This is a genomic window from Bradyrhizobium sp. CCGB20 (genome assembly GCF_024199855.1).
GTDB lineage: Bacteria > Pseudomonadota > Alphaproteobacteria > Rhizobiales > Xanthobacteraceae > Bradyrhizobium.
The window spans coordinates 1,083,066-1,097,628 of the sequence record NZ_JANADN010000001.1 but is presented as its reverse complement, the minus strand read 5'-3'; the positions used below and the strand labels follow the sequence as shown (position 1 = coordinate 1,097,628).

13 protein-coding genes are annotated in these 14,563 nt (G+C 64.4%); 9 read left to right on the top strand and 4 right to left on the bottom strand.

Going from position 1 to position 14,563, the window contains the following annotated elements; genetic code table 11:
- Positions 1–42 precede the first annotated feature (42 nt).
- The 3 genes from NLM15_RS05090 to NLM15_RS05080 all read left to right on the top strand — a co-directional run bounded on the left by NLM15_RS05090 (position 43) and on the right by NLM15_RS05080 (position 4,338).
- Entirely contained in the window at positions 43–1,269 is a 1,227-nt protein-coding gene (locus tag NLM15_RS05090; protein WP_254115938.1) for an ABC transporter substrate-binding protein, read from the top strand.
- A gap of 360 nt (positions 1,270–1,629) precedes the next feature.
- Entirely contained in the window at positions 1,630–2,859 is a 1,230-nt protein-coding gene (locus NLM15_RS05085) for an ABC transporter substrate-binding protein (RefSeq protein WP_254115936.1), read from the top strand.
- A 195-nt stretch (positions 2,860–3,054) separates the two neighbouring features.
- Positions 3,055–4,338, top strand: a complete 1,284-nt coding sequence (locus tag NLM15_RS05080) for a glycerate kinase (RefSeq protein WP_254115933.1) — start codon at positions 3,055–3,057, stop codon at positions 4,336–4,338.
- 171 nt (positions 4,339–4,509) lie between these two features.
- Here the strand turns inward: NLM15_RS05080 and NLM15_RS05075 are convergent, their stop codons facing one another.
- Positions 4,510–5,031, bottom strand: a complete 522-nt coding sequence (locus NLM15_RS05075) for a MarR family winged helix-turn-helix transcriptional regulator (RefSeq protein ID WP_254115931.1) — start codon at positions 5,029–5,031, stop codon at positions 4,510–4,512.
- A 178-nt stretch (positions 5,032–5,209) separates the two neighbouring features.
- Between NLM15_RS05075 and NLM15_RS05070 the strand changes: the two genes are divergently transcribed.
- Genes NLM15_RS05070 through NLM15_RS05060 form a run of 3 tightly spaced genes read left to right on the top strand, consistent with a single transcriptional unit; the run spans position 5,210 to position 8,755 of the window.
- On the top strand, positions 5,210–6,250 hold the full coding sequence (locus tag NLM15_RS05070) for a branched-chain amino acid ABC transporter permease (RefSeq protein WP_254115929.1): 1,041 nt from the start codon (positions 5,210–5,212) through the stop codon (positions 6,248–6,250).
- A gap of 7 nt (positions 6,251–6,257) precedes the next feature.
- Entirely contained in the window at positions 6,258–8,027 is a 1,770-nt protein-coding gene (locus NLM15_RS05065; protein ID WP_254115927.1) for an ATP-binding cassette domain-containing protein, read from the top strand.
- Positions 8,024–8,755 (top strand): ABC transporter ATP-binding protein, encoded by a 732-nt coding sequence (locus NLM15_RS05060; protein WP_254115925.1) that lies wholly within the window; start codon positions 8,024–8,026, stop codon positions 8,753–8,755. Before NLM15_RS05065 ends, NLM15_RS05060 begins: the two co-directional genes overlap by 4 nt.
- 181 nt (positions 8,756–8,936) lie before the next feature.
- On the opposite strand, the gene NLM15_RS05055 is transcribed toward NLM15_RS05060, so the two are convergent.
- Positions 8,937–9,560 (bottom strand): pyridoxamine 5'-phosphate oxidase family protein, encoded by a 624-nt coding sequence (locus NLM15_RS05055; protein ID WP_254115922.1) that lies wholly within the window; start codon positions 9,558–9,560, stop codon positions 8,937–8,939.
- Positions 9,561–9,682: 122 nt separating this feature from the next.
- Between NLM15_RS05055 and NLM15_RS05050 the strand changes: the two genes are divergently transcribed.
- Positions 9,683–10,567 (top strand): LysR family transcriptional regulator, encoded by an 885-nt coding sequence (locus NLM15_RS05050; protein WP_254115921.1) that lies wholly within the window; start codon positions 9,683–9,685, stop codon positions 10,565–10,567.
- A 149-nt stretch (positions 10,568–10,716) separates the two neighbouring features.
- On the opposite strand, the gene NLM15_RS05045 is transcribed toward NLM15_RS05050, so the two are convergent.
- Positions 10,717–11,136 (bottom strand): PaaI family thioesterase, encoded by a 420-nt coding sequence (locus NLM15_RS05045; RefSeq protein WP_254115919.1) that lies wholly within the window; start codon positions 11,134–11,136, stop codon positions 10,717–10,719.
- A 228-nt stretch (positions 11,137–11,364) separates the two neighbouring features.
- Positions 11,365–12,534, bottom strand: a complete 1,170-nt coding sequence (gene pobA / locus NLM15_RS05040) for a 4-hydroxybenzoate 3-monooxygenase (protein ID WP_254115918.1) — start codon at positions 12,532–12,534, stop codon at positions 11,365–11,367.
- 266 nt (positions 12,535–12,800) lie between these two features.
- Between pobA and NLM15_RS05035 the strand changes: the two genes are divergently transcribed.
- The gene (locus NLM15_RS05035) at positions 12,801–13,817 is read left to right on the top strand and encodes a TRAP transporter substrate-binding protein (protein ID WP_254115915.1); all 1,017 of its coding nucleotides are present in this window, start codon (positions 12,801–12,803) and stop codon (positions 13,815–13,817) included.
- Positions 13,818–14,052: 235 nt separating this feature from the next.
- The gene (locus NLM15_RS05030; RefSeq protein WP_194404518.1) at positions 14,053–14,562 is read left to right on the top strand and encodes a TRAP transporter small permease; all 510 of its coding nucleotides are present in this window, start codon (positions 14,053–14,055) and stop codon (positions 14,560–14,562) included.
- Position 14,563: the final 1 nt, after the last annotated feature.

The following is a 14,563-nucleotide window of genomic DNA, read 5'->3' as shown; positions in this document are numbered from 1 at the left end:
ATCTTGTTCAATGCGGCGCCGATCCATTCCGGGTGGAGAAAAATGACTGCCGTTCGATTTCAGGTTGTGGCCATTTCGGCCGCGCTCGCGTTGTGCACTGCGATGAGCAGCCCGGCACTCGCGCAAAAGAAATACGACAGCGGCGCTTCCGATACCGAGATCAAGATCGGCAACATCATGCCCTATAGCGGGCCGGCCTCCGCCTATGCCGCGATCGGCAAGGCCGAGGAAGCCTATTTCAACAAGATCAATGCCGGAGGCGGCATCAACGGCCGCAAGATCAAGTTCATCTCCTACGACGACGGCTATTCGCCGCCGAAGACGGTGGAACAGGCACGCAAGCTGGTCGAGAGCGACGGCGTGCTGCTGATCTTCGGCTCGCTCGGCACCTCCACCAACGGCGCCATCCGCAAATACATGAACGAGAAGAAGGTGCCGCAATTGTTCGTGGCGAGCGGCGCCTCGAAGTGGAACGACCCCAAGCAATATCCGTGGACCATGGGCTGGCAGCCGAGCTACGCCAGCGAGGCGCGCATCTACGCCAAATACGTCATGAAGGAGAAGCCGGACGCGAAGATCGGCGTGCTCTACCAGAACGACGATTTCGGCAAGGATTATCTGAAGGGCCTGAAGGATGGCCTCGGCCCCAAGGCGTCGATGATCGTATTGGAAGACGGCTACGACACTTCGGAGCCCGCCATCGACGAGCACGTCGTGAAACTGAAGGCGTCGGGCGCCGACGTCTTCATCAGCATCACCACGCCGAAATTCGCAGCGCAGGCGATCAAGAAGGCGGCCGAGATCAACTGGCATCCGGTTCACATCATCTCCAACGTCTCGGCCTCGGTCGGGGGCGTGCTCGAGCCGGCGGGGCTCGAGATCTCGCAAGGCATCCTGTCGGCGAGCTACGCCAAGGACGGCTCCGACCCGCAGTGGAATGCCGATGACGGCATGAAGAAGTTCTATGACTTCCTCGCGCAATTCGATCCCAAGGCCAACAAGCTCGATGCCGGCGTGGTGTTCGGCTATGGCGCGGCCCAGACCATGGTGAAGGTGCTGCAAATGTGCGGCGACGATCTCACCCGCGACAACGTCATGAAGCAGGCCGCCAGCCTGAAGGATTTCGAGCCCGACACGCTGCTGCCCGGCATCAAGATCAACACCGCGGCCGATAATTTCGCTCCGATCGAGCAGCTCCAGATGATGCGGTTCAAGGGCAGGAAATGGGAGCTGTTCGGCGACATCATCTCGAGCGGGCTCGGCCACTGAAGGCTCTCACCTCAAGATGGCTTGGCGACAGTTCGTAGGGTGGGCAAAGCGAAGCGTGCCCACCACCTCGATCCAACCCAGACAGATCGTGGGCACGGCGCGAAGAGCGCGCCTTTGCCCACCCTACGAAACCGAAGATTGATAGCAGTATATTCGTCAATCAGAGGAAGCGACACCTTCTCGCAGTCGCACACGGGAGCACACGCGCCCCTGACTACTAAAGGAGCAGCCCCTGCGACGCCGTCGCGGGGGCTTTCTGTTGAAGGCGCCTGCTAAATCGGGTTGAATTGCGGCGACGTCGCCAAGAACGGTCAAGCCAAAAAAAGGACGCACACACACCAAGAAAATAGGGAGATAGGAATGCCCGCTGTCACCGGCAAACTTGCGGCCGCGTCACTGGCGCTTGCGCTCATTGCAGCCTCGGCCTCCACCGCATCCGCCCAGAAGAAATACGATACCGGCGCGACCGATACCGAGATCAAGATCGGCAATATCATGCCCTACAGCGGACCGGCCTCCGCCTACGGCATCATCGGACGGACCGAAGCCGCCTACTTCAAGAAGATCAACGAAGAGGGCGGCATCAACGGCCGCAAGATCAATTTCATCTCCTATGACGACGCTTACTCGCCGCCGAAGACGGTGGAGCAGGCCCGCAAGCTGGTCGAGAGTGACGAGGTGCTCTTCATCTTCAACTCGCTCGGTACGCCGCCAAACTCGGCGATCCACAAATACATGAACTCGAAGAAGGTGCCGCAGCTGTTCGTCGCGACCGGCGCCACCAAGTGGAACGATCCGCAGAACTTCCCTTGGACCATGGGTTGGCAGCCCAATTACCAGAGCGAAACGCAGATCTATGCGAAGTGGCTGCTCAAGAACAAGCCGGACGCCAAGATCGCCGTGCTCTTCCAGAACGACGATTACGGCAAGGACTATCTGAAGGGCCTGAAGGACGGCCTCGGCTCGAAAGCCGCCTCGATGATCATCATCGAAGAGAGCTACGAGACCTCCGAGCCGACCATCGACAACCACATCGTGAAGCTGAAGTCGACCGGCGCCGACGTCTTCATGAACATCACGACGCCGAAATTCGCCGCCCAAGCGATCAAGAAGAATGCCGAGATCGGCTGGAAGCCGCTGCACTTCCTCAACAACGTCTCGGCCTCCGTCGGCAGCGTGATGAAGCCGGCCGGCTTCGAGAACGGCCAGGACATCATCTCGGCCGACTATCTGAAGGACGTCTCCGATCCCGAGTGGAACAACGACGCCGGCATGAAGGAATTTATCGCCTTCATGACAAAATACTTCCCGGAAGGCGACAAGCTCGACAAGGGCACCATCGTCGGCTACGCGGTGGCGCAGACGCTGGTTCATGTGCTGAAGCAGTGCGGCGACAATCTCACGCGCGAGAACGTCATGAAGCAAGCCGCGAACGTGAAGGACTTCCGCACCGAAGCGCTGCTGCCGGGAATCCAGATCAACACGTCTGCGACCGACTTCGCGCCGATCAGCCAGCTCCGCCTCGAGAAATTCAAGGGCGAGCGCTGGGAGCTGTTCGGTGACGTGATCAGCGCCGACGTCGGCGGCTAGTCGCCAGACACACACGAGGCGACAAGACCCCCTGCGCTGGTCGCGCAGGGGGTTTTTGTTTTGCGTCCCGATTATGATCACGCGATTGCACAATCGAATGATGGCAAAGCCTGCTTACGCTTTCGCAGCCAATGCGGTAGGCATGGGATCGGCACGCCTGCCGCCCGTCTCTTCCGTCCGCTCAAGGCCCTCGTCATGACCGACCGACGTCCCCTGCTCCGCGCGCTCTACGACGCCGCCGTTGCCGCCGCCCATCCCAGCGCGATTCTGGCGGCTCACTTGCGGCCCGCGCCAAGGGGACGCGTGATCTGCCTTGCCGCCGGCAAGGGCGCAGGCGCGATGGCCGCGGCCGCCGAGCGGCATTATCTCGACACGCTCAAGCTCGCGCCGGAGCGCCTCGTCGGCATCGCCACCACCCGCCACGGCTATGGCGTGCCGACGCGCCGCATCCGCGTGGTCGAGGCCGGCCATCCCGTGCCTGATGAAGCCGGCTTGAAGGGCGCCGCCGATACGCTCGCGCTCGCCGGCGAGGCCGGCCCCGACGATCTGCTGCTGGTGCTGCTCACAGGCGGCGGCTCGGCGAACTGGATCGCGCCGGTGGACGGCGTCAGCTTCGCGCAGAAGCAGGCGGTCAACAAGGCGCTGCTGCGCTCGGGCGCGCCGATCGGCGAGATGAACATCGTCAGGAAACATCTGTCGCGGATCAAGGGCGGCCGGCTGGCGCGCGCCGGCCAAAATGCCGCCGAGATCGTGACGCTCGCGATCTCCGACGTGCCGCATGACGATCCCTCGGCGATCGCCTCCGGTCCGACCGTGCCGGATCCGAGCACGCTGGCGGATGCGCGCGCGATCGTCGCGAAATACAAGCTCGCCGTCGACGACACCGTCCGCCGCGCGCTCGATGATTCCAGTAACGAAAGCTGCAAGCCCGGTGATGCCGCCTTCGCGCGCGCGTCGTTCGAACTGATCGCGCGTCCCAAGCAATCGCTCGACGCGGCGGTGAAGCTCGCCAAGGAGGCCGGTTACGAGACCATCGATCTCGGCGCCGATCTCGAAGGCGAGGCGCGCGAGGTCGCGGCCGCTCATGCGAAGCTGGCGCTAGATGCGCGCGCGCAAGGCAAGCGCATCGCGATCCTCTCCGGCGGCGAGCTCACGGTCACCGTGCGCGGCAATGGGCGCGGCGGTCCGAACCAGGAATACGCGCTGGCGCTCGCCGCGTTGTTGAAAGACACGCCCGACATCTCGGCGCTGGCCGGTGACACCGACGGCGCCGACGGCGGCGCCGGTCACCCCACCGATCCCGCCGGTGCGCTGATCGACGCGGCCACCTTCGCGAAGATGACGGCGCAGGGGCTTCAGCCGCAGGCGTATCTGGACAACAACGACGCGACCACGTTCTTCGAGGCGACCGGAGACCTGCTGATGCCGGGCCCGACGCTGACGAACGTGAACGATATCAGGGTGATCTTGGTGGATTGAGACTTCCACCCTCCCCTGGAGGGGGAGGGTCGATCGCGCAAAGCGCGAGCGGGGTGGGGTGATCTCTCCACTTGGGCACTGTTCGTCGCGGAGGGACCGTCACCCCACCCCGTCTCATATTTCGCTGCGCTCAATATGAGCCGACCCTCCCCCTCCAGGGGAGGGTAAGCCTCAAAACTCGTTGGCGATCTTCGAGAGCATCGCCAGCAGGGCTTCGCGGTTGGCCTGCCCCAAAAGTTCGTTCAGCCGCGACTCGTGCTTGGTGGCGACGAGCTTTTTCGCCCGCGTCAGCACGGCCTTGCCCTTGTCGGTCAAGACCAGGATGTGCGAGCGGCGGTCGTTGGTGGAGCGGATCCGCGCGCAAAGGTCGCGGCTCTCCAGATTGTCGAGCAGGGCCACGAAATTCGGGCGCAGGATGCCGAGGGTCGAGGCGATCTCGGTCTGGTTACGGCCCGGATTCTTCTCGACCAGCAGCAGCACGGAGAACTGCGCGGGCGTGAGCTGGAGCGAGGCCATGCAGCGCAGGAAGTTCTCGAACACCTTGAGCTGCGCCCGCTTCAGCACATAGCCGAGCTGCTCGGAGAGTTCGCCAAGCTGGAGGGCTTCAGGCTGCGCCTCGGCGGCGTCCTTGCGGCCCTTGGCCGCGTCGCCGGACTTTTCGGAAGACTTTTCAGCGGTTTTGGAAACGGTCATCGCCACGTGCTCGTGATCCCGCTAAATTCGGGGCGGGTCGTTCCGCCACCCTTGAGATTATATTTGATAATTGTTATGGACCATATCAAATATCGTCAGCGTTTTTCAATGGCTGTGAGCGGACCGTCCACCACAATCGGGGGGACGGGTCCGGATCTTTGAGGGGGAGCGTCCGGTCTTGAATACCACCATCATGCTGTTCCTGGTACAGGACGGCATCACCAATGGCGCCATCTATGCGCTGCTCGGCCTGGCGCTGGTGCTGGTGTTCGCCGTCACCCGCGTGATCCTGATCCCCCAGGGCGAATTCGTCACCTATGGCGCGCTAACCTATGCCTCGCTGGCCGCGGGCCAGATGCCGGGCACGGCCAAGCTCGCGCTGGCCCTCGGTATCGGCGCCTTCGCCTTCGACCTGTTCGTGGCGCGCAAGGCGCTGCACGGGCGCCTGATCGTGCGCAGCTTCGTCGCCAACATCGTGCTGCCGGCCATCGTGCTGGCGCTGACCGTCTACTTCGCCAGCCAGAAGCCACCGGTGGCGGTCTGCATCGCGCTGTCGCTGGTGATCGTCGCGATGATCGGTCTGTATCTCTACCGCATCGCGTTCCAGCCGCTGGCGCACACTTCGGTGCTGGTGCTGCTGATCGCCTCGGTGGGCGTCCATCTCGCGCTTCAGGGCCTGGGCCTGCTGTTCTTCGGCGCCGAAGGCCAGCGCGGACCTGCCGTACTGTCCGGCTCCTTCACCGCCGGTGCACTGCGCTTCACCGGCCAGAGCATCACCGTCTATGCCATCACCGTCGCCTTCATCGTCGGGCTCTGGCTGTTCTTCGGCCTGACGCTCTACGGCAAGGCGCTGCGCGCGACCGCCGTGAACCGGCTCGGCGCCCGCCTTGCCGGCATCCGCACCACGCTGTCCGGCCAGATCGCCTTCCTGCTGGCGTCCGTGATCGGCGCGCTGTCGGGCATCATGATCGTGCCGATCACGACGCTCTACTACGACTCGGGCTTCCTGATCGGCCTCAAGGGTTTCGTCGCCGCGATCATCGGCGGCCTCGTCAGCTATCCCCTGACCGCCGTCGCGGCGCTGGTCGTCGGCATCGTCGAGGCGTTCTCGTCCTTCTATGCCTCCAACTACAAGGAGGTGATCGTTTTCATGCTGCTGATTCCCGTGCTGCTGCTGCGTTCGCTCGCCGCGCCCGCGGTCGAGGAAGAGAAGGACTGACGCCAAGATGCAGAGCCGGCTTCCCATCCTCGTCTTCGCGCTTCTCATGGCGGCGATCCCGTTTGTCCCGGGCATGCCGCCGTTCTGGATCGTGCTGCTCGACAATATCGGCCTCGCCGCCCTCGTCGCGATGGGCCTCGTGCTGCTGACCGGCGTCGGCGGCCTGACCTCGTTCGGCCAGGCAGCCTTCGTCGGCTTCGGCGCCTACACCACCGCGGTGCTGTCGACGGCCTATGGCCTGTCGCCGTGGCTGACCCTGCCGCTGTCGCTGCTGGTCAGCGGATCGTTGGCGGTGCTGCTCGGGCTGGTGACCGTCCGCCTCTCCGGGCACTATCTGCCGCTCGGCACGCTCGCCTGGGGACTTGGCCTGTTCTATCTCTTCAGCAAGCTGGAATTCCTGGGCAGAAACGACGGCATCTCGGCGATCCCGCCGCTGTCGATCGGCGCGTTCAAGATGCTCTCGCCCGGCTCGATCTATTACGCGATCTGGGTTGCGGTGATCCTCTCGGCCCTGCTGACGATGAACCTGCTGGACTCCCGCACCGGCCGCGCCATCCGCGCGCTGCGCCGCGGGCACGTCGCGGCCGAGGCGTTCGGCGTGCACACGCCGCGCGCCAAGCTCCTGGTGTTCATCCATGCAGCCGTGCTCGCCGGACTCTCCGGCTGGCTCTACGCGCACCTCCAGCGCGCCGTGAACCCGACGCCGTTCGGCGCGCAGGCCGGCATCGAATATCTCTTCATCGCCGTGGTCGGCGGCGCCGGCTATGTCTGGGGCGGCGTGCTGGGCGCTGCGATCGTCGTGGTCCTGAAGGAGGTGCTGCAAAGCTATCTGCCGCTGATCCTGCCAGGCTCCGGGCAGGTCGAGACCATCGTGTTCGGCATCATGCTGGTGGCGCTGCTGCAACTCGCGCCCGGCGGCGTCTGGCCCTGGCTGATGTCATTCCTCCCGGAGCGCACCAGTGGCAGGAAGCCGGATACCTCGCTGAAGCTGGAGCAGCGCACCCGCCTGTCCGGACAAGACGGCGTGCTGCTCCAGGTCGAGAAAGCGCGAAAACAGTTCGGCGGCGTGATCGCGGTCAACAACGTCTCCTTCGACGTGCAGGCCCGCGAGATCGTCGCGCTGATCGGGCCGAACGGCGCCGGCAAGAGCACGACGTTCAACCTGATCACCGGCGTGCTGTCGGCGACATCGGGCTCGATCTCGGTGCTCGGCAAGAAGGTCGACAGGGCGCCGCCGCAAGAGATCGTCAAGCTCGGCATCTCCCGCACCTTCCAGCATGTGAAGCTCGTCCCCGACATGACCGTGCTGGAGAACGTCGCGATCGGCGCACATCTGCGCGGCCATGCGGGGCCGATCGCCTCGATGCTGCGGCTCGACCGCGCCGATGAAGCCAGGCTGCTCGCGGAGGCCGCCCGCCAGATCGAGCGGGTCGGCCTCGCCGAGCAGATGCATCAGCTTGCAGGCTCGCTCTCGCTGGGCCAGCAGCGCATCGTCGAGATCGCCCGCGCGCTCTGCGTCGACCCGATGCTGCTGCTGCTCGACGAGCCGGCCGCCGGCCTGCGCCACATGGAGAAGCAGCGGCTGGCCGCGCTGCTGCGCGAATTGCGCGACGGCGGCATGAGCGTGCTGCTGGTCGAGCACGACATGGGTTTCGTGATGAACCTCGCCGACCGCATCGTGGTGCTCGATTTCGGCACCAAGATCGCGGAAGGCACGCCCGCCACGATCAAGACCAACCCCGAAGTGATCAAGGCCTATCTCGGAGTGGCGGCATGAGCGCGCTGTTGTCCGTCACCGACGCGCATGTCGCCTATGGCAAGGTCGAGGCCGTGCGCTCGGTCTCGCTCGAGGTCGGCGCCAACCAGATCGTCACCATCGTCGGCGCCAATGGCGCCGGCAAGACCACGCTGCTGTCGGCCATCATGGGTATCCTGCCGCTGAAGGGCCGCGTCACCTTCGCAGGCCAGGATCTGTCACGGCTCGACATCGAGGACCGCGTCGCGATGGGGCTTGGCCTCGTCCCCGAGCACCGCGAATTGTTCGTGACCATGAATGTCGAGGACAATCTCGAGCTGGGGGCCTTCCGCATCGAGAAAAGCAAGGCGAAAGCCTCGATGGAGCGCGTCTACACGCTGTTTCCGCGGCTGAAGGAGCGGCGCAAGCAGTTGGCCGGCACGCTCTCCGGTGGCGAGCAGCAGATGCTCGCGATGGGCCGCGCGCTGATGGGCGAGCCGAAACTGCTGATGCTGGACGAGCCCAGCCTCGGCCTCGCACCGATCATCGTCGCCGACATCTTCCGCATCGTCACCGAGCTGCGCGCCAGCGGCGTCTCCGTGCTGCTGGTCGAGCAGAACGCGCAGGCCGCGTTGAAAATCGCGGACCAGGCTTACGTGATGGAGCTCGGCGAGTTCGTGCTCAGCGGCAAGGCCAGCGACATCGCGGCGAACGAGCGCGTGGCGGCCAGCTATCTCGGCTTCCAGCATGAAGGCGCGAGCGGGCTGTAATTTGTCTTACCCTCCCCTGGAGGGGGAGGGTCGGCTCACATGGAGCGCAGCGAAATGTGAGACGGGGTGGGGTGAAAGTCTCTCCACATCCAACAGCGCCCGAGTGGAGAGATCACCCCACCCCGCTCGCGCTGCGCGCGATCGACCCTCCCCCTCCAGGGGAGGGTAAGCAAGCAGCGGCTTATGTCGCCGCCTTCTCCCCCTTCAACGCCGCCAGCTCCGCCTCGAGCTCCGCAATCCGCGCATCCCTTGCCGCCAGTGCCGCCGCGACATCCGCGGCGTCGAATTTCTGCGGGATGTGCTGCGGGCAGTTGGTGTCCCACGCTGTGATCTTGAACAGGACCACCTGCTCCGGCCGCGCGCGGTAGCCTTTCGGCATCAGGGCCGTCGTCATCGCCTCGTCGTCCTCGACCACGCGCGCCTCGCCCCAGATCTTCACCCGGCGACGATGGGCGTAGTCCATCACGAAGATGTAGGCCTTGGGATTTTCGGACAGGTTGCCTTGCGTGATGTATTGCCGGTTGCCGGCGTAGTCCGTGAAGGCCAAGGTCTGCTTGTCCAGCACTTTCAAAAAGCCCTTCGGCCCGCCACGGTGCTGGATGTAGGGCTGGCCATCAGCCGCGGCGGTGGCGAAGTAAAAACTGTTGGCATCAGCCAGGAACGCCGCGAGGTTCTCATCGACTTCGGTGCGCCAGCCGCGCTGCTCGGCAACAGCATAGCCTTCGCGTGATCCCTTTCGGGTCTGGATCGATTTCACCGCCGGCGTGAAGGCCACATCGCTGGCGTAGGTGTGAGTTGCCGTCATCGGAATATCTCCTGGAATCCCGGCGCATCTCTGCGTCTTTTCGTTCTCTAAAGTGGACCTTCCAGCGCTTAAAACAATCTGGCCGCTTGACACTTCATCATTGCAGTATATGCAATAATGTGATGGACCGCCTCGAGGCCATGCACGTCTTCGTCACCGTCGCCGATCTGCGCGGCTTCGCGCCGGCGGCACGCAAGCTGCGGCTGTCGCCTTCGGCGGTGACGCGGCTGATTGCGGCGCTGGAGGACCATCTCGGCGCGCGGCTGCTGCAACGGACCACCCGGCAGGTCAGATTGACCGACGTCGGCACGCGCTATCTGGAGCGCGCCCGGCGCATCCTCGCCGATGTCGAGGAGGCCGACGGCTCCGCGCGGGAGGAGCGCAACCGGCCGAGCGGGCGGCTGGTGGTGTCGGCCCCGGTCGGCTTCGGCCGGCTCCATGTCGGGCCGGTGATGACAGCCTACCTCAAACGCTATCCCGAGGTCGCCTGCGAGCTCAGGCTGTCGGATCACCTCGTCAATCTCGTGGAAGACGCCGTCGACGCCGCCGTCCGCATTGGCCATCTCGCCGATTCCTCGCTGGTCGCGCGCCAGGTCGGCGAGATGCGGCGGATCACCGTGGCGACGCCGGGCTATCTGAAGCGCTACGGCGAGCCGAAGACGCCGGAAGAATTGCCGGCGCACCAGACCATCGCGTTCGGCCCGTCCGCGAACTGGCGGTTCGTGCAGGACGGCCGCGACATCGAGGTCACGCCGAACCCGCGCTTCACCAGCAACAGTGCCGATGCCGCCCTGCAGTATGCCGAAGCCGGCGGCGGCGTGACACGCGTGCTGGCCTATCAGGCCGCCGAGGGCCTGAAGCGCGGGCGGCTCAAGATCGTGCTGGCCAAATACGAGCAGCCGGCGCTGCCGATCCACATCGTCTATCCGACATCGCGCCTGCTCTCGGCCAAGGTGCGCGCGTTCATCGATCTCGTGGTGGAGACGGCGGAGTGGCGGTTCGGGTGACGCTCTTGTCCCGGACGCGCTGCAACGCGTAGCGTTGCTGCGCAGAGCCGGGACCCATAAAGCGGCCCAGGGTCGAGTCGATAGATGGGTCCCGGCTCTGCGGAGCGGCACTTCGTGCCGCACCGCGTCCGGGACACGAGAGAGCGGAGCTACCCTTTCTTCGGCACCACCCGGAACGTGCCGCTCGCCCGCGCGATCACGGCATCGTCGGCCTTTGCGAGGCTCTGCGCGAAACAGATCGTCTTGCCGGTCCTGATCACGTCGCTCTCGATCGCAAGCCACTGGCCAATCTCGGCGGAGCCGACGAAATCAATCGTGAGCGAGACCGTCACGAAAGACGTGGTCCAGCCCGTCGCCTGCGCGCAGCTATAGCCCATGGCGTTGTCGGCGAGCGCGGCGATGAGGCCGCCATGGATCAGGCCGCGGCCGTTGGTATGCGGCCTGGCGAGGCGAAGGCCGATGATGACGGCCTTGTCGGTCTTCCTGGAGTAAAGCGGCTCCCAGGGCTCGGTGAGCGGGCTCTTGCGGAACAGCGGCTCGAAGCCGTCGGGGAGGTCGGTGTCGGTCATGGGTGTCTCGCGTTGCTGGTGAATTGCCGGCATTGAACGCGATGGACGTGACGGACGCATCAATTACAAAGTTTTAAACGGGATTTGCGCGGGCGTTTGAAGCGCAGAGGCGGCGCGATGCCGTAGGGTGGGCAAAGGCGCAAAGCGCCGTGCCCACCATCTTCCACAACTGATAGCGCTGGTGGGCACGCTTCGCTTTGCCCACCCTACGGCACTGTCAGTGCCGCCCTAAAACGGCAGCCCCACATAGTTCTCCGACAGCGACGTCATCGCGGCCTGCGACTGCGTGACGTAGTCGAGCTCGGCGAGCTGGATGCGCGCGCCGATGGTGCCGGTGTCCGGGAATTTGTGCAGCATCGAGGTCATCCACCAGGAGAAGCGCACCGCTTTCCAGACCCGCGCCAGCGCCTTGGCGGAATAGGCGTTGATCCCGGCACTCGACTTCTCATCGTAGAATTCGCGGAGCGCGCTCGACAAATAATGTGCGTCGCTTGCAGCCAGGTTCAGCCCCTTCGCGCCGGTCGGCGGCACGATGTGGGCAGCGTCGCCGCACAGGAACATCCGGCCGAAGCGCATCGGCTCGGCGACGAAGCTGCGCAAAGGCGCGATGCTCTTCTCGATCGAGGGGCCGGTGACGAGGCTGTCGGCGGCCTCCTGGTCCAGCCGGCGCCTCAATTCGTCCCAGAAGCGGTCGTCCGGCCATTGGTCGACATGCTCGTCGAGCGCGCACTGCAAATAGTAACGGCTGCGCCTGGTCGAGCGCATGGTGCACAGCGCAAAGCCGCGGGTGTGGTTGGAATAGATCAGCTCGTGGCTGACCGGCGGCGTATCGGAGAGGATGCCGAGCCAGCCGAACGGGTAGACCCGCTCGAACTCCTCGATCGCCGTGGCCGGGACGCTGGCGCGGCTGACGCCGTGGAAGCCGTCGCAGCCGGCGATGAAGTCGCAGTCAATCGTATGGGTGACGCCGTCCTTGACGTAGGTTACGCGCGGGTGACTGCCGTCGAAATCGTGCGGCTGCACGTCCCTGGCCTCGTAGACCGAGGTGAGACCCGCGGCCTTGCGCGCGTTCATCAGGTCGAGCGTGACCTCGGTCTGGCCGTAGATCATCACCGTTTTGCCGGTCGCAGCCTTCATGTCGATGCGATGACGGCGGCCGGAAAAGGCGAGCTCGATGCCTTCATGCAGCAGGCCTTCGGCATGCGCCCGCGCGCTGGCGCCGATCTGGTCGAGCAGCGCCACGGTTCCCTCCTCCAGGAGGCCGGCCCGGATGCGGCCGAGCACGTAATCCGGGCTCTGCCGCTCCAGGATGAGATTGTCGATGCCGTATTGATGCAGCAGTTGCCCAAGCAACAATCCAGCCGGCCCGGCCCCGATGATTGCGACTTTTGTCCGCAATACTTGCTCCTCCCGATCCTGTAGGTTTTCATCGCGGCTCGCTTGTCGCTTCAGGCCGCGCACGATAATTATATCATATAACGGTTGGGCAAAAGGGGAGCGGTGGTCGCCCGGGCAGCGACAAATCCATGCAACATGGCTGACATAGATGACGCGGCGGCACGCCGCGCCAGTTCCGGCTTGAACGCACGGGCCAATTAGATAACATGTTAATTAAAGAGACCGGGCCATCGAAGCCCGCGGTCGAAAACAGGGAGAGACGCGTGATGAGAAAAGCCTGTCTGGCGTTGCTGCTGGCAGCAAGCGTGACGCCTGCGTTCGCGCAGGACAAGACCTTCGATCTGAAGGTTTCGCACTGGGTGCCGGCGTCGCACCCGCTGCAGAAGTCGCTGGAAGACTGGGTGGCCGCGGTGAACAAGGATTCCGGCGGCACCATCACGGGCAAGGTGTTTCCGGCCCAGCAGCTCGGCAAGGCGTTCGACCATTACGACATGGCGCGCGACGGCATCGCCGACGTCACCTATGTCAATCCCGGCTACCAGCCCGGCCGCTTCCCGATCATCGGCGCCGGCGAATTGCCGTTCCTGATCTCGGATGCCAAGGGCGGCTCGATGGGGCTGGACGCCTGGTATCGCAAATATGCCGAGAAGGAGATGAAGGACGTCAAGTACTGCCTCGCCTTCGTCCACTCGCCCTCCTCCTTCCACTCCAAGACCAAGAAGATCGTGATGCCGGAGGATGTGAAAGGCCTGAAGATCCGCCCGGCGCATGCCACCATGGCGAATTTCGTGACGTCGCTCGGCGGCACCAATGTGCAGTCCTCGGCGCCGGAAGTGCGCGACATCATCGAGCGCGGCGTCGCCGACGGCGTCACCTTCCCCTGGGGCTCCCTCGTGCTGTTCGGCATCGACAAGGTGACCAAGTACGACATGGAGGCGCCGCTCTACACCACGACCTTCGTGTTCGTGATCAACAAGGACAAGTACAATTCGATGTCCGACAAGCAGAAGGCCGCGATCGACAAGAATTGCACGGTCGAGATGGCCGGCGCGGTCGGCGAGCACTGGGGCAAGTTCGAGGATGCCGGCATCGACAAGGTCAAGGCGGAATCCGGCCACGAGGTCTACAAGCTGACACCCGAGCAGACCGCTGCCTGGAAGAAGGCCGCCGAGCCGCTGGTCAAGACCTGGTCCGACGGCGCGAAAAAGGCCGGCGCTGACCCGGACGCCGCGCTCGCGGACCTCAAGGCATCGCTGAAGAAGTACAACGCTCTGGCGGAGTGACGCCAAGCCGCGGCCGCGGCCAGCTCTCTTCTTCTCCCTCGCCCCGTTCTTACGGGGAGAGGGTCGGGGGTGAGGGGCTGCTTCCGCAAAGATACTGGCAAATGGACTCGCGGAGAGTCCCCCTCACCCGGAATCCGCGCTAGCGCGCGAATTCCGGCCTCTCCCCGCAAGCGGGGAGAGGCGAAGGACCGCGGCTGGAGTCGAGAGCGAGAATGACATCACGTAGGAAACTCCCATGAAGCGCTCCTGGATGGACCGCATCATCGACACGATCGAATGGATCGCGGCCGGCTTCGTCGGCATCGTCGCGCTCGACATCTTCCTGTCGGTGCTGCTGCGCAACACGCTGAACTATTCGATCCCCGACAGTTTCGACATCGGCCGCATGCTGCTCGGCATCCTCATCTTCTGGGGCATCGCCGCGACCTCCTATCGCGGCACCCACATCACGGTTGATCTCGTCTGGGGCAATGTCGGGCCGCGCTATCAGCGCTGGATCGACGTGTTCGCGACGCTGGTGCTGCTGTTCGTCGTGACCGTGCAGACCTGGACGCTGTTCGACAAGGTGCGCGGCACCTACAACGACAACGTCCAGACCTTCGACATGCACATGCCGACCTGGCCGTTCTTCGCGATCGCCTGGATCGGCGACGTCTCCGCGGTGCTGCTGATCGCGATCCGCACCTACCGATTGATCTTCCATCCCGAAGACATGCATGACCCCAAGCTGAAGGCGACGGAGTAAT